General features: G+C 44.4%; 12 protein-coding genes, 2 pseudogenes and 1 other annotated feature. All 14 genes and pseudogenes read right to left on the bottom strand.

The window, feature by feature from the left end:
• Positions 1-10: 10 nt before the first annotated feature.
• Positions 11-1666: an ATP-dependent protease LonB gene (gene lonB / locus G4V62_RS11265; RefSeq protein ID WP_165202263.1), complete on the bottom strand. Its 1656-nt coding sequence runs from the start codon at positions 1664-1666 to the stop codon at positions 11-13.
• 199 nt (positions 1667-1865) lie between these two features.
• On the bottom strand, positions 1866-3134 hold the full coding sequence (clpX, locus tag G4V62_RS11270; protein ID WP_165202265.1) for an ATP-dependent protease ATP-binding subunit ClpX: 1269 nt from the start codon (positions 3132-3134) through the stop codon (positions 1866-1868).
• 390 nt (positions 3135-3524) lie between these two features.
• Complete coding sequence (tig, locus tag G4V62_RS11275; RefSeq protein WP_165202267.1) at positions 3525-4817, bottom strand: trigger factor; 1293 nt, start codon at positions 4815-4817, stop codon at positions 3525-3527.
• Positions 4818-4953: 136 nt separating this feature from the next.
• On the bottom strand, positions 4954-5943 hold the full coding sequence (locus tag G4V62_RS11280; RefSeq protein ID WP_165202269.1) for a hypothetical protein: 990 nt from the start codon (positions 5941-5943) through the stop codon (positions 4954-4956).
• A gap of 311 nt (positions 5944-6254) precedes the next feature.
• Positions 6255-6853, bottom strand: a pseudogene (gene leuD / locus G4V62_RS11285) (3-isopropylmalate dehydratase small subunit).
• 14 nt (positions 6854-6867) lie between these two features.
• Complete coding sequence (gene leuC / locus G4V62_RS11290) at positions 6868-8277, bottom strand: 3-isopropylmalate dehydratase large subunit (protein ID WP_165202271.1); 1410 nt, start codon at positions 8275-8277, stop codon at positions 6868-6870.
• A 25-nt stretch (positions 8278-8302) separates the two neighbouring features.
• Positions 8303-9400 (bottom strand): 3-isopropylmalate dehydrogenase, encoded by a 1098-nt coding sequence (gene leuB / locus G4V62_RS11295; protein ID WP_312855481.1) that lies wholly within the window; start codon positions 9398-9400, stop codon positions 8303-8305.
• Between the two features lie 18 nt (positions 9401-9418).
• Positions 9419-10959 (bottom strand): annotated as a pseudogene (locus tag G4V62_RS11300) (2-isopropylmalate synthase).
• 19 nt (positions 10960-10978) lie between these two features.
• Positions 10979-11977, bottom strand: coding sequence for a ketol-acid reductoisomerase (gene ilvC / locus G4V62_RS11305; protein ID WP_165202273.1), 999 nt, complete (start codon positions 11975-11977; stop codon positions 10979-10981).
• A gap of 18 nt (positions 11978-11995) precedes the next feature.
• Entirely contained in the window at positions 11996-12520 is a 525-nt protein-coding gene (gene ilvN, locus G4V62_RS11310; protein ID WP_165202275.1) for an acetolactate synthase small subunit, read from the bottom strand.
• Complete coding sequence (gene ilvB / locus G4V62_RS11315) at positions 12517-14235, bottom strand: acetolactate synthase large subunit (RefSeq protein ID WP_165202277.1); 1719 nt, start codon at positions 14233-14235, stop codon at positions 12517-12519. Before ilvB ends, ilvN begins: the two co-directional genes overlap by 4 nt.
• 85 nt (positions 14236-14320) lie before the next feature.
• Positions 14321-14558: a binding site (T-box leader), on the bottom strand.
• 20 nt (positions 14559-14578) lie between these two features.
• Complete coding sequence (ilvE, locus tag G4V62_RS11320; protein WP_165202279.1) at positions 14579-15457, bottom strand: branched-chain-amino-acid transaminase; 879 nt, start codon at positions 15455-15457, stop codon at positions 14579-14581.
• Between the two features lie 407 nt (positions 15458-15864).
• Entirely contained in the window at positions 15865-16206 is a 342-nt protein-coding gene (locus tag G4V62_RS11325; RefSeq protein WP_165202281.1) for a hypothetical protein, read from the bottom strand.
• A 138-nt stretch (positions 16207-16344) separates the two neighbouring features.
• Entirely contained in the window at positions 16345-18138 is a 1794-nt protein-coding gene (locus G4V62_RS11330; protein WP_165202283.1) for a laminin G domain-containing metallophosphoesterase family protein, read from the bottom strand.
• Positions 18139-18264: the final 126 nt, after the last annotated feature.

Here is an 18264-nt window from a genome sequence, read left to right on the forward strand (position 1 = left end):
TGTTAAACCATTATGCCTTTTTCGCCTCTTGCTCCTGGGAAAACGGCGCCACACGATCTTGATCAAACACATGATCAAAGACTTCAAGCATATGGGAAACCGGGATAATGTCAATTCCTTCGATTCGATGCAGCAATGTCTGGTCGTTATCTTTCGGAATGATCACGCGCGTAGCCCCTGCTTGCTTGGCAGCTTTTACTTTTGCATAAACACCACCTACAGGCTTGACCTGACCGTGTATGCTTATTTCGCCCGTCATCGCTATTTTATGGTCAACCGGCACTTTGCGAAACACCGAATATAAACCAACCGCCATCGCCACTCCTGCCGATGGTCCATCAACCGGTATTCCACCCGGAAAATTCACGTGCAAGTCATAGCCGTCTGTCGCGACATTCATCGCGCGCAAGACGGTCATTACGTTCTCAATGGAACCTTTGACCATGCTTTTACGGCGAATGGACTTACTGCTATTACCGATGCTTTCCTCTTCAACGACACCCGTAATATTTATGCTTCCTTTTCCTTGATTCGCCGCCAGTGCAGTCACTTCTATCTCCAGAAGGGCTCCGTTATTCGGTCCATGTACAGCCAGGCCGTTCACTAAACCGATCGCAGACTTTTGATGAATAAATTTTTCCACTCGCGGTGTCAATTGACTCGCATGAATGACCCATTCAATGTCTTTCGTTTCAATATGTCCTTGATCCTTACTAATGGCAAGACCAGCGGCTGTCTGCATAATGTTGACTGCCTCGCGACCATTCCGAGCATAGGAAGCGACTTTTTCTAACCCGCTTGCCTCCACCTTCATCGACACTTTTTCAGCAGCGTTCATGGCGACTTGCTGGATTTCGTCGCGATCGAGCTCGCGGAAGAAAATTTCTAAACACCGCGATCGAATGGCGGGAGGAATTTCTTCTGGTGTTCTTGTCGTTGCTCCAATCATCCTAAAATCAGCAGGCAAACCGTTTTGAAAGATATCATGAATATGTCGGGGAATTTGCGTATTTTCCTCGTTGTAATAAGCACTTTCCAAGAAGACTTTTCGATCCTCAAGCACTTTAAGTAGTTTATTCATTTGAATCGGGTGCAGCTCGCCAATTTCATCAATAAACAGCATTCCCCCGTGGGCGTTCGTTACGGCTCCTGGTTTTGGCTGCGGAATACCAGCCTGCCCCATAGCTCCAGCCCCTTGATAAATTGGATCATGAACCGAACCAATCAAAGGATCAGCAATACCCCTCTCATCAAAGCGAGCTGTCGTTGCATCGAGTTCTACAAACACGGCTGAAGGCTTAAAAGGAGAACGTTGATTTCGGCGTGCCACATCTAATACGAGACGAGATGCCGCTGTCTTCCCTACACCTGGCGGACCATAAATGATAACGTGTTGCGGGTTTGGTCCACACAACGCTGCCTTCAATGCCTGAATACCATCTTCCTGACCGATGACATCATCAAACGTTTTCGGTCGAACACGTTCTGATAATGGCTCGCTTAATTGAATAAGCCTCATTCTTCTGAGCGTTTCCATTTCTTTTTTAGATTCGCGATCAATGGATACTTTTTGCGTCCGTTGGCCCCTTAATAAGTTTAGAAAATAGAGACCAATCACTATTCCAAAAAACAATTGGATGATTAATACGATCCCTGTAAGTCCCATCCTCTACATCCCTTCTTTCATAAGCTATAAGCTAGTATCGCCTGGGATGTGGATGGATAAACATTTAAAAATCAGAACATGGACTTTGAATCTAAGCCGTTACATTTGCCTTTTCGCAAAAAAACCGGCGCTACAAGCACCGGTCCTCAGCCCCTTTACTTTTTCGAAAGGTGCGGAATGAGCTAACAGTAAAAAAGGGTTATGCACTTTCTGACGTTTTCGGATGATCAATGACGGAACCATCAGCTAAACGCAAGTGCGGTGCCTCAGTTCCTTTCACTGTTCCTGCCGTAATGACGCACTCCTTGATATCATCTCTAGATGGAAGGTCAAACATCACATCAAGCATAATGCCTTCGATAATTGAACGTAAACCACGGGCTCCAGTTTTTCGTTCAATCGCTTCCTTGGAAATTTCAAGCAATGCCTCATCTTCGAAGACGAGATCGACATTATCAATTTCAAGTAATTTTTCATACTGCTTGACTAGAGCATTTTTCGGCTTCGTTAAAATATCGACAAGTGCTTCTTCGTCGAGTGGACGCAATGACCCTATGACTGGAAGCCTTCCGATAAATTCAGGAATTAGACCGTAGCGTAACAAGTCCTCAGGAAGTACTTTCGCAAGCAAATCGCCGTGAGACAAGTCGTCTTGTTCAGTGTTGGAACCAAAGCCGATGACTTTTTTGCCGAGGCGACGCTTAATGATTTGGTCAATCCCGTCAAACGCACCGCCGCAGACAAATAAGATGTTTGTCGTATCAATTTGAATAAACTCCTGATGCGGATGCTTTCTTCCGCCTTGTGGAGGCACACTTGCAACGGTCCCTTCCAAGATTTTAAGCAATGCTTGCTGAACGCCTTCTCCAGAAACATCGCGAGTGATCGATGGGTTTTCTGACTTTCGTGCCACTTTATCAATTTCATCGATATAAATAATGCCCTTTTCCGCCTTTTCAACGTCGTAATCGGCTGCTTGGATCAGCTTCAGAAGAATGTTTTCCACATCTTCACCGACATACCCTGCTTCAGTCAAAGACGTTGCATCGGCAATTGCAAATGGGACATTAAGAATACGTGCTAAAGTTTGAGCAAGTAGCGTTTTACCACTACCCGTTGGACCCATTAAGACGATGTTGGATTTAGACAATTCCACATCATCTACCTTGCTGTTGCTATTGACACGCTTATAGTGGTTATACACAGCTACAGAGAGCGATTTTTTAGCGTCTTCCTGACCGATGACATAATCATCGAGAATGTCACATATTTCCTTAGGCTTAGGAATCTCTTTAAACTCCACTTCTTCTTCAGTGCCAAGTTCTTCCTCGACGATTTCTGTACAAAGCTCGATGCATTCATCACAAATGTATACGCCGGGACCAGCGACTAATTTACGCACTTGGTCTTGCGTTTTTCCACAGAACGAGCATTTCAGTTGTCCTTTTTCATCATTAAATTTAAACATCTCACTCTTCACCCCTTGCGTTAGTCTAACCTTCACGAGAAGGGCAGTGGGCCTTCTTGTGCATGCAATCGTTGCACTCATTGTGCACAAACAACCTTTATCCCATTCTAATGGAATGTTGCTTTCTTCCATTATACTCTTTCTTACTGTGTATTTGTTCATGAAGAAACGAATATGGATAAATTGTCAAGCGTACTTTATCCAATTGATATGTATGCGATTGTATCATAAGTCATCCGAACTGCAAAATATTTGCTATGTCATCGTTAAAACCTGCTGTTATAAATGCTTTAAATAGGGAAAAAACAAGGCTCTTAAAAAGGGCCTTGTTTGTCTTGCAAGGAGTATAAGGGAATGTCCTTCTCTAAAAGAGGGATTTGAACGCCTCTTTTATTCAGAAACGACCTTGCTTTCCTCTACAAGTAGGTCAATAGCCTTGCGGATTTTAATATCATTTTCAAGTGTTTCTGTAGAACCGCCAAGCATTTGTTTTAAATTATCTGCAGACGTTTGGTACATTTCAGCCATCTTATCAAGCTCAGCTTGAACTTCTTCTTCAGCGGCTGCAATGCCTTCGGCTTCAGCAATGGCCTCAAGCGTTAAGTTTGTCTTCACACGCTGCTCAGCATCGCCCTTCATCTGCTCTTTCAACGCATCTTCATCTTGGCCGGAGAATTGGAAGTACATGTCGAGCGTCATGCCTTGCATTTGTAGACGCTGTTCAAATTCTCTCTTCATTCGATCCAATTCGCTGTCAATCATTGCGTCTGGAATAGTAATTGTTGCATTTTCTGTCGCTTTTTCAACGAGCGTATCGCGTTTTGCGTTTTCAGCATTTGTTTCTTTCGTTTCTTTCAAGCGTTTTTCAGTTTTTTCTTTAAGCTCAGCCAATGTGTCAACTTCTTCATCGACGTCTTTGGCAAACTCATCATCAAGCTCAGGAAGCTCTTTTTGTTTAATTTCATGAAGCTTTACTTTAAAGACAGCTTTTTTGCCAGCGAGATCCTCAGCGTGATATTCCTCAGGGAACGTCACCTCGACGTCTTTTTCGTCGCCTGCTTTCACACCGACGAGCTGCTCCTCAAAGCCAGGGATGAAAGAGCCTGAGCCAATTTCAAGTGAATAATTTTCTGCTTGACCGCCTTCAAAGGCAACACCGTCTACAAAACCTTCAAAGTCGATGACAGCTGTATCGCCATTTTCCACTTGACCTTCCTCTTTAACGACAAGCTCTGCTTGACGATCTTGCATTTGTTGCAGCTCGGTATCAACGTCCTCTGAAGTCACCTCAGTCGATTCTTCAGGCACTTCGAGACCTTTGTATTCACCAAGCTCAACTTCTGGCTTTACAGTCACTTTTGCTGTAAAAACAAGCGGCTTGTCTTTTTCAATTTCTTCAATATCAATTTCTGGACGATCTACAGGAAAGATCCCTGCTTCATCAACCGCGTTTGCATAGGCGTCTGGAAGTACGATGTCAACCGCATCCTGGTAAAGAGCTTCGACACCAAAACGCTTCTCAAATAGGGAGCGAGGAACGCGTCCTTTCCGGAAGCCTGGCAATTGAACAGTTTTAACAACCTTTTTAAAGGCACCATCAAGGGCCTTGTTAAACGTTTCGGCATCTACCTCTACAGTCAGTACGCCTTCATTTCCTTCTTTCTTTTCCCATTTCACAGACATATGATTCCCTCCAACATCTCGATTCGTAATCTTGTATTTACGTGAATATACGGAACACAAGTTTAAAAGGCACAATATCATGTGCCTATTTTCCCCTATTTTCAACCATTATAGTATACCATAGATTTTGTCGCTTTCAAGCGAAGGGGAGCGGACCAGAGCCAAAGACTTTCTCTTCGATCATTTGAATATATTGAACTGCCTCTTCGATATCCGATATAGCGCTTTGATAGAGTACGGCTGCACCTTCAATCGACATATCAAGACCATTTCGACAGGCAGATATATAATGAATGGCAGCGCCCCAAACCTCTCCGTCTTCAAAAGGTAAAGGAAATGGATAAACTCCTGACACCAATTGCCGCCATTGCTCTGCCATGAGTGCATGCAGGGTTGGGTTTTCAAACTCTACATGATCTTCGAGCTGCTTCAACACTTCATGAAATAACGACTGCTCAAACACAGGTAGCAATTCATTTGCACTGACAGACATCGTCATACCGAATTTCTCACAATTCACCTGTTTTTTTACACCTTGTTTTTGTAAAATCTCTAACAAAGTCGTTTTTAAGATCGGGTGTTTCTGCGGATGCATTAAGAACGATTCTATTGCTTCAATATATCGCTCCGCCTCCACGTGACTGATCTGATCAACAAAAGTCCAATCTTCTTCATCTGTAGTGCTATCCTCAGCAGTCACAAGTCGAACTGGAGACGGCGACGGTGTCGATGTCTCTGGATATTGTACATACTTTCGGAATGCAGATTGATACACTACAGGCGTGTTTGGCGAGTCAATCAGAGTCTGAGCAATTTCAGCAGCCTCTGCAAACTGGTTACAATGTACTAAGATCCCTAAATAAATATCCATCAGGTCATAGTTCTCTACGGAGGATTCCGTTAATAGGTAGAAGCATTGAGATCTTGCTTCTTCCATTCGGCCTGTTTCCATCAAAGCCACCACCCGGGCAACACCGGCATCATATGGAAGCTTCTCGTCACCAAGTTGTTGAAAATACGATAAAGCGAGCTCAAATTGCTCGCTGGCAACAGCGTCAAAGGCTTTTTGCATCAGCCTTTGCTTTAATCCAGGAAATGCGACTACGTTAGAATGCTTCTTTTTCATATTGTCACCGCTTGACTCTCTCTGTATTTTACGCCAGTGTACCAGATTTACAAGCTCCACTTCAACAAAGCTTTATCGATCCTGCTTGACGGAATGAGACAGCAGGTTTGCAGAATGGAAAGATGCCTTCGCTTCAATATCCGAGTTCTTTTTCAAAAACTTTAATGGCGACGTAATACTTGTTTCGTATGTGCAGGCGTCGCAGTGAGGTGCTTGCCTATCATACCGCTGCTTATGATGCTTCACGCTCTGTCGACAAAGGGATTCGCTTCATTGAATGAAAAAACGCCCTCCGCAGAAGGCGCCTGTCTTTAAAATATAACAGCTGTCTTTCGGTTGTCCTCAAACGTCTGAATGGCTTCATCATAGCCGAGCGTGACGTCAATTTCGTCCCAACCATTCATGAGCATTTCTTTCCAATATGGATCGACTGCAAAAGTTTTTGCAAAGCCTTGTTCGTCGCGCACCTGCTGCGTTTGCACATCGACAGTTAATTCATAATCTGCAGCCTGTGCTCGATTTAACAAGAGCGTAATCTCTTCTTCTTCCATTCGAATAGGGAGAATGCCATTTTTAAACAATTGTTATAAAAGATATCAGCAAAACTAGACGAAATAATAATATGAAATCCGTAGTCTTTTAATGCCCATGGCGCATGCTCTCGCGAAGATCCACAGCCAAAATTGTGACCTGCTACGAGAATGCTAGCTCCTTTATTTTCCGGTCTATTTAACTCAAATGCTTCGTTTTCTGTGCCGTCTGAGTTAAAACGCCAGTCGTAAAACAAAAAGGCGCCGAAGCCGGTGCGTTCAATTCTTTTTAAAAACTGCTTCGGGATAATTTGGTCTGTATCGACATTCACCCGATCCATCGGTGCCACTTTTCCTGTGTGCTTTACCAACCCATTCATGAAATCACCCCTCTTTAGCTTACTGGTGTGTTAGCAAACTGACGAACATCACAAAAGTGTCCTTTAATCGCCGCAGCCGCAGCCATCGCCGGTGAAACGAGGTGAGTTCGACTTCCTTTACCTTGTCGACCTTCAAAGTTTCGGTTCGATGTCGAGGCGCAGCGTTCGCCTTCTGGAACAACGTCCGGATTCATGCTGAGACACATGCTGCATCCGGATTCACGCCATTCGAAACCTGCGTCTACGAAAATACGATCCAACCCTTCTTCCTCAGCTTGTAATTTAACTTTTTGCGAGCCTGGAACAACTAAGGCACGAACGTGCGGAGCGACTTTCTGCCCTTTTGCGATTTGCGCTGCTGCCCGTAAATCGCTCAGACGAGAGTTTGTACACGAACCGATAAATACGTGCTGAATTTCAATCTCTGTCATCGGCATATTTGGCTCCAAGCCCATATAGGCAAGGGCCTGATTCGCTGCTTTTTTCTCATTGTCCGTCGTCATATTCTTAGGATCTGGCACAGAAGCGTTCACAGAAATACACATGCCTGGATTCGTTCCCCACGTCACTTGTGGTTCAATGTCTTTCGCCTTAATTTCAACACGGTTATCATAAATAGCGCCTTCGTCCGTAGCCAATGCAGCCCATTGCTTCATCGCCTCTGCGAACGACTCAGGAGCGAAGCGACGTCCTTTCAAGTAAGCAAAGGTCGTTTCATCCGGGCTGATCAATCCTGCTTTTGCGCCTGCTTCAATCGACATGTTACATACAGTCATCCGCTCTTCCATCGTCATATCACGAATCGCCTGACCAGTAAACTCAATGACATGACCTGTACCAAAATCTGTGCCAAATTTCCCGATGATTGCCAAAATGACATCTTTAGCTGTAACACCTACACCTAGTGAACCGTCAATGTGCACTTCCATCGTTTTCGGTTTTGATTGCCAAAGCGTTTGTGTTGCTAAGACGTGTTCGACTTCACTCGTGCCAATTCCGAACGCCAGCGCACCAAACGCACCGTGCGTAGACGTATGGCTATCTCCACAAACAATGGTTTTCCCTGGGTGGGTTAATCCAAGCTCCGGACCAATGACGTGGACAATCCCTTGGTCAGGGCTTTTTAAATCAGCAATTTCAATAGCAAATTCGTCACAGTTTTTCGCAAGTGTCTCCATTTGCTTTTGGGCAATCTCATCTTGAACCGTGAAACGATTCACTGTCGGTACGTTATGATCCATCGTCGCGAATGTTAAATCTGGTCGGCGCACCTTTCGATTTTTTAAGCGCAGCCCTTCAAAAGCCTGCGGCGAGGTGACCTCATGGACCATATGAAGGTCAATATATAACAATGCCGGCTTACCTTGCTCTTCTACGACAGCATGTTTTTCCCAAATTTTCTCGATAATCGTTTTTGCACTCATGCTCAATCCCCCTTTTCCTCATCATTTACTTTGTGAGTTGAGCCACTTCTTTCAGCTGTCTTTCCACTTCAGCAAGTACAGTTTCAGTGGATGCGGGCTCTGCATTTGTTACCCCTGCTAAGTCCCCTGTGCACACGCCTGATTCAAGTGTTCTAAAAACAGCTTGCTCTAACATATCCGCTTCACGTTCCCAACCGAACGCATATTTTAGCATCATCGCTGCTGATAACAGCATTGCCATCGGATTCGCTTCATTTTTGCCCGCAATATCAGGTGCCGAACCATGAACAGGTTCAAACAAACCAGGGCCCTCCTCGGACAAACTTGCGGACGGTAACATTCCGAGAGATCCTGTGAGCATCGATGCTTCGTCGCTTAAAATATCACCAAATAGATTTTCCGTGACGATGACATCAAATTGATCTGGACGACGAATTAATTGCATCGCTGCATTGTCAACGAGCAAATGTTCAAGGGTCACATCCGGATAGTCCTGAGCCACTTCATTAGCGACTTCACGCCATACTTTACTAGACTCGAGCACATTCGCTTTATCAACAGACGTGACTTTCTTTCTCCGCACACGAGCGAGTTCAAAGCCTTTTCGTAAAATACGTTCAATTTCTCTTCTCGTATAAAATAACGTATCAACTACAGCTTCCTCACCATTCACGCTGCGACGTTCACTAGGTTCTCCGAAGTAAAGGCCTCCTGTCAGCTCTCTTACAATCAAGAGATCTACATCTTTGACGACGTCCTCTTTTAATGTCGAGGACGAAATAAGCGCAGGAATCGCCTGTACCGGTCGCAAATTAGCGAAAAGGCCCAAGGCTTTACGAATGCCAAGAAGTCCTCGCTCTGGACGTAAGTCTGAAGGGTTGTTATCCCATTTCGGTCCGCCGACCGCTCCAAGGAGAACCGCGTCACTCTCTTGACAAAGCCGCACAGTCTCCTCTGGAAGCGGATTATTTTTTTCGTCAATGGCATGCCCGCCAATAAGCCCATACTCAAATGTTATTGAACGACCAAAAACTTCCTCAAACTGTTTTAAAATACGGATCGTACCTTCGACAATTTCCTGACCTATTCCGTCTCCTGGAAGAACAGCAACTTTCTTTGCCACGATACAAAAACCTCCAAATTATGCTTTCTGAGTTTCTTCTTGGTTGAGGCGACTACGGACAATTCCGCGATTGACTGCAGAAATGTAGGCTTTTGCCGAGGCTTCAAGAACATCCTGTGATGCTGCTCTGCCAGACACATCTTCGTCAAAAATGCGCACCGTCACATATACTTCTGCCAGAGCGTCTCTGCCTCCACCAACGGACTGAATCCGATAATCAAGAACCGTAATCGGCAAATCAATCATTCGTTCAATCGTATTGTAAATCGCTTCCACGCTACCTGCACCTGTGCCTGCCTGACTCTTTTTCTCACCAGATGGATCAATTAACGTACACGTCGCCATTTGTACATTGTTTGTTCCATATGTCACCTGGATGTTTTCTAGCTCATATCCAGTCGTTTCTTTACCAAGCTTGTTATCGGTCACCAAGGCGATAATGTCATCATCCGTCACTTCTTTTTTCGTATCAGCAAGCGTTTTAAAGGCGACGAATAATGTGCCGATTTCCTCTTCATTTAGTGTAAAGCCAAGCTTCTGTAAATGTGTGCTAAATGCATGTCGCCCGGAATGCTTACCTAATACATAAGGATCCGCCTGCACACCAACAAGCTCCGGTGAAATAATTTCATACGTCGACTTATCTTTCAACATGCCATCTTGATGAATGCCAGACTCATGTGCAAATGCGTTACGACCGACAACCGCCTTATTGGCCGGAATGGTCATCCCTGTCAGCTTGCTCACTAGATCACTCGTACGTTTCGTTTCTGAAAGTTCGATATCTGTATAATAAGGATAATGATCTTTGCGAATATGAAGGGCAACAGCTATCTCTTCCAGTGAAGCGTTCCCTGCCCGTTCACCAATACCATTAATGGCTCCTTCGATCTGGCGCGCCCCATGCTCAATGCCAGCCAGAGAATTTGAGACAGCCATGCCTAGATCATCATGACAATGCGTTGACAAAATTACTTTTTCAATATTCGGAACATTGTCTGTTAAGTAGCGAAACACATCTCCATACTCTTTTGGAGTGATGTATCCGACTGTATCCGGAATGTTAATCACCGTTGCGCCTGCCTCAATGACCTTTGTGACAATCTCAGCTAGAAATGGCAACTCCGTCCGACAGGCATCCTCTGCCGACCATTGAACATGTGGAAAACGCTCCGCAGCATATTTCACAGATTCGACCGCTTTTTCCACCACTTTTCTGGAGCCATTCTCAGCTTGCTTGCCATATGAATTGGCGAAGTCGCAAGAAAGAGATGGATACGGGGCTCGGCTCCCCCACGGAGAGCCTCCCACGCCGTATCAATATCTTCCTGCTTGCAACGGGATAAACCGGTAACAGAACAACCTTTGATTTGATTTGCAATCTCCTTCACTGCTTCAAAGTCGCCTCGTGAAGATGCCGGGAAACCAGCCTCGATAATATCAACACGATATCGTTCAAGCTGCTTAGCAATTTGCAGTTTTTCTGACTTATTCAGATTAACGCCAGGAGACTGTTCTCCATCTCTTAATGTTGTATCAAAAATATTGATTTTCTGCACCTTTATCCCAACCTTTCACCTATTCGTTGGAGTTGACGAATGGCATCATTTTACGCAAGTCACGACCTACTTTTTCAATCAGATGCTCACTCTCATTTGCATTGATGGCGGTAAACTCAGGACGGTTCGCTTGGTTTTCAAGAATCCAGCCTTTAGCGAATGTTCCATTTTGAATATCTGTTAACACATCACGCATACGTTCTTTCGTTCCTGCATCAATGATCCGCGGACCAGACACAAAATCTCCCCACTGTGCCGTATCAGAGATGGAATAACGCATACCTTCAAGACCGCCTTCATACATCAAGTCAACGATAAGCTTCAACTCATGCAGACACTCAAAGTAAGCGACCTCAGGCTGATAACCTGCTTCCACAAGTGTTTCAAAACCGCTTTTCACAAGAGCTGACAATCCGCCGCAAAGAACCGTTTGCTCACCGAAAAGATCGGTTTCTGTCTCTTCTTTAAAAGTCGTTTCAAGAACGCCGGCTCTTGCGCCACCGATGCCTTTTGCATAGGCAAGGGCAATGTCTTTTGCGTTTCCAGTGACATCTTGGAAGATACCGTAAAGTGCAGGTACACCAGCGCCTTCAGTAAATGTACGGCGAACGAGGTGACCAGGCCCTTTTGGAGCAACGAGAATGACATCGACATCCGCTGGCGGGACGACTTGGTTAAAGTGGATATTAAAGCCGTGTGCGAAAACAAGTGTGTTGCCTTCTTTTAGACCAGGCTCAATTTCTTCTTTATACACTTTTGGCTGATGCTCATCAGGAAGCAAAATCATAACGATGTCTGCTTGTTCAGCTGCTTCGCGAACACTGACTGCTTCTAAGCCGTCTTCTTGTGCTTTTTCCATTGATTTACCTGGACGAATACCGACAACGACATCAACGCCACTTTCTTTTAAGTTTAAAGCGTGTGCGTGACCTTGTGATCCATATCCGATAATAGCAACCTTTTTCCCCTGGATTGCTGCGTCGTTTACATCTCCGTTGTAATATACCTTTGCGTTCATCTGCTTCCATCTCCCTTTTTACTTAATGAGTGTGTATTGCTTCATATCTGTAACCGATTTTTGCTGGGTACCTCTGGTAAAAGCCGTTAGTCCGGTTCTCGCCAGTTCTTTAATGCCATAAGGGCTGAGCAGTTCAATGAGCGCTTCGACTTTCGAGGACTCGCCTGTCACTTGAACAACTAAGCTATCCTTGCTGACATCGACCACCGATGCCCGAAAAGGCTCGATAATACCATTGATTTCTGCTCGAGTCTGGGCATTGGCAATCACCTTAATCATCACCAGCTCACGGGCTACATACGATTGGGACGTAATGTCGTTAACCTTTAATACGTCAACTTGCTTATTCAACTGTTTAATCAACTGTTCGATTTTTGCATCGTCATCTACTTGAACAACAAATGTCATCCGTGAGATACCTGGCATTTCTGAGTGGCCTACCGTAATACTCTCAATATTAAATTGCCTTCTTGTGAATAGTCCGGTAATTCGGTTAAGCACACCTGCACGGTTATTTACTGTAGCTGTAACAATTCTCTTCATGGTTTGATCCCCACCATTTCATGAATTCCTTTGCCTGGCGCGACCATCGGATACACATTTTCTTCAGGAGCTACGTAGACATCGACAAGCGCTGGACCTGGGTGAGCAAATGCTTCACGTAGCGCATTTACCGTTTCTTCTTCTGTCGTCGTCTTCCACCCTTTGATTGAATAAGCCTCAGCTAGCTTCACATAATCAGGCTGTAGTGGAAGCTTCGATTCGGAATAACGTTCTTCATAAAAGATTTGCTGCCACTGGCGAACCATACCAAGAGATCGATTATTCAAGATGACGATCTTGACAGGAAGGTTATGCTCTTGAATCACACCGAGTTCCTGCAGCGTCATTTGAAACCCACCGTCACCTGTCACAGCAACAACCGTTGCCTCTGGCTCTGCCAATTGCGCCCCGATTGCGGACGGAAAGCCGAAGCCCATTGTTCCTAATCCACCAGAAGTCACCCATTTGTTCGGCTGATTTAACTGATAATATTGCGCGGACCACATTTGGTGTTGACCGACATCCGTCGTGACAATGGCTTCACCATTGGTCTCCTTATAAATCATCTCAATAAGCTTTTGCGGCTTAAGTACTTCTTCGGAGTCAATGTAAGCCAATGGAAATTCATTTTTCCAGCCACGCAGTTTTTCGTGCCATTCTTCAAATTCCCCTTGAGCTTCAGACACTTCATTCAGTAGCGACAACGCTTCTCGCGCATCTCCAACAACAGGAATCTGCGTTTTTACATTTTTCCCAATTTCAGCTGGGTCGACATCAATATGTGCAACCTTTGCATTTGGTGCGAAATGCTTTAGATTCCCAGTAACGCGGTCATCGAACCGAGCGCCAATACTGATTAACAAGTCTGCCTCATAAATGGCCATGTTTGCCGCATAGGTTCCATGCATCCCACACATCCCAAGGAATTGCTCATCGTCAGCAGGGAAAGCCCCAAGCCCAAGTAACGTATGAGTAATTGGCAATTTCTGATTTTTTATAAAGCTCCGTAATTCCTCATGACCCTTGGCGTGTAATACACCCGCTCCAGCAAGCACGACAGGCTTTTTCGCTTGTGAAATAGCTTCTAGCAATTTACGAATTTGCAGTTGATTCGGCTTAATTGTCGGTTGGTATCCAGGCAAATCAAGCTCTTTCGTATAGTCAAAAATGCCATCTTCAGCAGCAATGTCTTTCGGAATATCGATTAAAACCGGACCTGGCCGGCCTGTCGTTGCAATGTGAAATGCCTCTTTGATCGTTTGCGCGACTTCGCTCACATCTTGAATTTGGAAGTTATGCTTCGTAATCGGCATCGTTATGCCCATAATATCCGCTTCCTGAAAAGCGTCTGAGCCAATCACACCGGTTGCAACCTGACCTGTGATGACGACGAGCGGCAGTGAATCCATCATCGCATCTGTTAAACCTGTAACTAAGTTTGTCGCTCCTGGACCAGAGGTCGCAATGACAACTCCAGGTTTACCAGATACTCGCGCATAACCTTCAGCTGCGTGAATGCTTCCTTGCTCGTGACGAGTCAAAATATGTCTCATACCTGATCCATACAAACGGTCATAAATCGGAAGGACGGCGCCGCCTGGATATCCAAAAATCATGTCGACGTTCTCTTCACGCAATGCCTGAATCAACATGTCAGCGCCATTCATTTTTTGCTTTGCTGGCTTGGCTTCGTCCGTCTTCAGCTTCATACTCATTTCACAACCTCCTTGATTAATGGTTCATCAATGTTCAAAAAAATATAAAAAAACCCTTTCGTCCTTCCACACACTGATCCGTGTCGAAAGGGGCGAAAAGGTTTGCTTTTCACGGTACCACCCTTATTTACGCGCAGCATCCCTGCACGCCTCATGGCTTCACGCCTTTTTGGTAACGGGTCCATGAAGACCCGGCACTGTCTACTTTGCTTTCAACAATGCGCTCCGAGGTGAGTTCACAAATCCTTATCCACCGGCTCTCAGCTATACCCGGCTCTCTGTCGGTCTGGATCATTGCTACTACTCCTCATCAATGCGTTAAATATATATATAACCTAAATCGTTATTGATATGAATAACCGTCGGTTTCGACGTTTTCTCTAAATAATTGTAGCAAGGATTCTGTCACTTTACCAGGCTTTCCATCACCAATCAATCTGCCATCTACTTTCACAACAGCAATGACCTCAGCGGCTGTACCCGTTAGAAATACTTCGTCGGCAACATAAACGTCATGGCGGGTAAATGGTTCTTCCTTGACTGTATATCCAGCAGATGTAGCATATTCAATCACAGCGTCCCTTGTGATGCCTTCTAATGCACCAACATATCCAGGAGGCGTAATCAATGTGTCATCTTTTACAATAAATATGTTGTCTGCCGAAGCCTCTGCGACATATCCTTGGTCGTTTAACATTAACGCTTCGCCAGCATTGGCTAAATGCGCCTCTATTTTGACAAGGACGTTATTTAAATAGTTTAATGATTTGACCTTAGGACTTAATACGTCCGGTCGATTTCTTCTGCTCGCGACCGTAACAATCTCAAGACCTTGTTCATATAGCTCTTTAGGATAGAGCGCCAGTTGCTCTGCAATCACGATGACTTGAGGATTGGAGCATTTGAATGGATCAATGCCTAAGTCTCCTTTACCTCGTGAAACAACAACTCGAATGTAGCCACTTGAAAGTTCGTTTTTCAGAAGAGTGTCTGCGATAATTTTCGTCATTTCTTCTTTAGAATACGGAATCTCAAGCATAATTGACCGGGCCGAACGGTAAAGGCGTTCTAAATGCTCATCCAGTCGGAAAATATTCCCTTGGTATGCACGAATACCTTCGAATATACCGTCTCCATAAAGGAAGCCGTGGTCATACACCGAAATTTTCGCATCTTCCTTTGGTAGAAACTGGTCATGGATAAACACCCATTGCTGTGCCATAACCATCACTCTCCTGTACGTCTGCTATGATGTATGTGTTTTTGTTGTTGTGGACTATCTTACGCCGAAAAAGGAACCGAGTCAACCACATTTTTCTGATTCTTCGTTTGTTTCTAGCAAGCAATGATATTGTATTCGCTTACAATGCTGTTTTCATAACATTTGCTATACAATGGCTTTATTAAAAAATATTTTTGATCTAGTCACATTCCCGCTGCCATGTCGGTGCTTTTGAAAGCGCGGCACACTCACACTCACACTTCTCCACTTTATTTGGAAAACATCACAGTCGCTGCGTCTTGTTTAACACACATTACTCCCGAAGCGGGATCGATTGATCAGTCATCGGCCGCCCTAGTGAATCGACAATCTGTAATTCTATGGGCTCTTTTCCAATCATGAATCCATTAAAACGTATGTAAGAGGTTACAAGGATCATTACTCCTATATGCGGACGAGAAGATCATTTTGCTGCCGTCCTTCGATTGGATCTGCACATGCACATCTTCCGTCTTGCTTTCAGATAAGTCGTAATAAACGGTCGTTGAGATCGGTGTTGTCACAACTTTATCAATCGTAACTGCGTTACCATCTTGTAATGAAACCGTTTGATGAACGTCAAAAACCTGTCTGTCAGAAAGTAACTGCCTTTGGGATACATCAACATGAAACTTCCATGGGTTTTCAATCGCTTCCTCATGATTCCAATTATCATAGCTGATCTCTAATTCGAGGTCTTCAGTTGTCATCGGTTCGCTTCATTCAATATCGTTTGTGTGTACTTTTTTGTTCTTTTTTCGTAAAACCCCAATAAATATTGTAGAGCCACAAAACGAGCTGTTTTTCGCCGTAGAATGCTCTACGTTGGAAAACAGCTCGTGTTACGCTTATTTATTTAGAAATTCATTTTGTGCTAACGGCCGATCAGTGATACGAATTTCATCAATCCAACCATTAAAAACAGCGTCAAGCTCGTTGCCATACTGGCTAGCCCCTACGCGCCATGGGCCCCCCGTCGTCTCAATGCCTTGCGCTCCAGAAGCATCATTTCGTAACACTTCTGCGCCATCAAGATACATCTTTTGTGTCTTTCCGTCATTGACAACGGCAATATGAACCCATTGATCATCCATCGCCCAAGACCAACTCGTGTGTACATCATCTTTATTTAATGGGAGCGCGGCCCACTGAATTTCTTTTAAGCTAGAAACAGACATTGTAGCTAGCGGGGCATTTGCATCGCCTTCGGTTTTCTTCACATCTTCGCCGATACCTCCGCGCGTTAAAATTCCCATCCATGCATGCTTTGAGCTATCGAAACTCTGATCAATTTTCACTACAGCCTCAACGGTGTACCCATCTTCAAACGTTTCGTCGTTTACCTTAGCGTCGTTTGCTGTCTTTAAGTAAGAGGCGCGGTCCTTTGTTTTATCTCCTGTGAAACGAATGCTCGAACGGTCGCGCAGGTGATCCCAAACTAAATCTCCTTCAACAGCTTGCCCCTCATCCTGTCTGTACAAGTGGGCACCGTTGCCTGAAACGTCTTCGACAGCAATGTCGCCATTGCTAGCGACTGACTCACCATCAGCCACATCGTCATTTTGAAAACGCCAGTGAGCTACAGTGCCTTCAATGGCCGGATTTTCGTCTGCTGCTTCCTGGTCGTTAGAGATAAATCTAGCAAAACGCTCCTCAAAATCCATTTTAATGAGAAAGTCGTTTAAATCATCAACGAGACGCTCTTCATCAAAAGAAGTACGCTCATGCTCAGGCTTTTGCATCACCCAAGGAGAGAAAGACTCGACGTGAATTTGGTTTTTCAGTAAATCAAATGACAGCGTCCGCATGAGTCCATTACCACCTTGATAACCGCTTTGATAATCAACAACCATCAGAACAACGTCGTTACCAAAATCATTCTTTTGTACTTTGTGCGCATAGCCATGGTGGTGACCATTGACGGTCATAAAGATTTGGTCATTGGAAGCAATCAGTTCATCCCATAAAAATTGACCATGTTCCGTCATCACTGCAGATTGCTGATCAGAAGAAATATTCATTAATTGATGTGTAAACAAAATGGCTGGGAGATCGTCATGCTTCTCTAGCACTTTGTCAGCCCATTTTAATGTTTCTTCAGAGGCACGCCAGTCTAAAAATAAAGCGATAAATTCTTGTCCTCCGCCTTCAAATGTATAATAAGAATTGAATCCGTTCGCTGTATGACCGCCAAAGCCCTCTATGTTCTCCATTCGTTCAGTAGAAAAGTAGGAGAGGTACGGTTCATTGCTTAAATCGCGTTCCACATCTTTTTGACTCGGATCAAGTACATCATGATTCCCCGCTAGATAACCGTATGGATGTTTTGCATGGTCAAGAATACTCATACTTGCGTCCGCATTTTCCCACTCATACGCTTGGTTTGCACGGTCAACAATGTCTCCTAGATGAGCGGTAAAAACGATATTTTCTTTTTTCCAATGATTTGCAATCCACAATGTCTGTGCCATAAAAATATCATTTTGATAACGGGTTATTTTCTGCGTATCTGGTAAGATAGCTACCTTAAATTGCTCGTTTTTTTCTTCTTGTGCGCTTACCTTATCCAGTTGGGAGAAAGAAAAGATGGCTGTAAAGGTCATTACAACAATGATGAGATGTCTAAGCTGCGTTAAGTTCAAATAAATCTCCTCCATTAAGTAGTTTGCATGCTTCTCATTTAGTGATTTTATCTAGATAAAATTGACGTCATGTTAACAAAACATTTTATTTCTGTTAAGCCTAAACAACCGTTTGGAAGCTGGATA

The sequence above is a fragment of the Litoribacterium kuwaitense genome (assembly GCF_011058155.1).
Taxonomy (GTDB): domain Bacteria; phylum Bacillota; class Bacilli; order Bacillales; family DSM-28697; genus Litoribacterium; species Litoribacterium kuwaitense.

What these genes read in the sequence shown, in the direction of transcription:
- ilvN (WP_165202275.1), bottom strand. Translation starts at nt 12,520, where the DNA reads ATGAAGAGAATTGTTACAGCTACAGTAAATAACCGTGCAGGTGTGCTT.
- ilvC (WP_165202273.1), bottom strand. Translation starts at nt 11,977, where the DNA reads ATGAACGCAAAGGTATATTACAACGGAGATGTAAACGACGCAGCAATC.
- ilvB (WP_165202277.1), bottom strand. Translation starts at nt 14,235, where the DNA reads ATGAGTATGAAGCTGAAGACGGACGAAGCCAAGCCAGCAAAGCAAAAA.
- ilvE (WP_165202279.1), bottom strand. Translation starts at nt 15,457, where the DNA reads ATGGCACAGCAATGGGTGTTTATCCATGACCAGTTTCTACCAAAGGAA.
- leuC (WP_165202271.1), bottom strand. Translation starts at nt 8,277, where the DNA reads ATGAGTGCAAAAACGATTATCGAGAAAATTTGGGAAAAACATGCTGTC.
- G4V62_RS11280 (WP_165202269.1), bottom strand. Translation starts at nt 5,943, where the DNA reads ATGAAAAAGAAGCATTCTAACGTAGTCGCATTTCCTGGATTAAAGCAA.
- tig (WP_165202267.1), bottom strand. Translation starts at nt 4,817, where the DNA reads ATGTCTGTGAAATGGGAAAAGAAAGAAGGAAATGAAGGCGTACTGACT.
- clpX (WP_165202265.1), bottom strand. Translation starts at nt 3,134, where the DNA reads ATGTTTAAATTTAATGATGAAAAAGGACAACTGAAATGCTCGTTCTGT.
- lonB (WP_165202263.1), bottom strand. Translation starts at nt 1,666, where the DNA reads ATGGGACTTACAGGGATCGTATTAATCATCCAATTGTTTTTTGGAATA.
- G4V62_RS11325 (WP_165202281.1), bottom strand. Translation starts at nt 16,206, where the DNA reads ATGACAACTGAAGACCTCGAATTAGAGATCAGCTATGATAATTGGAAT.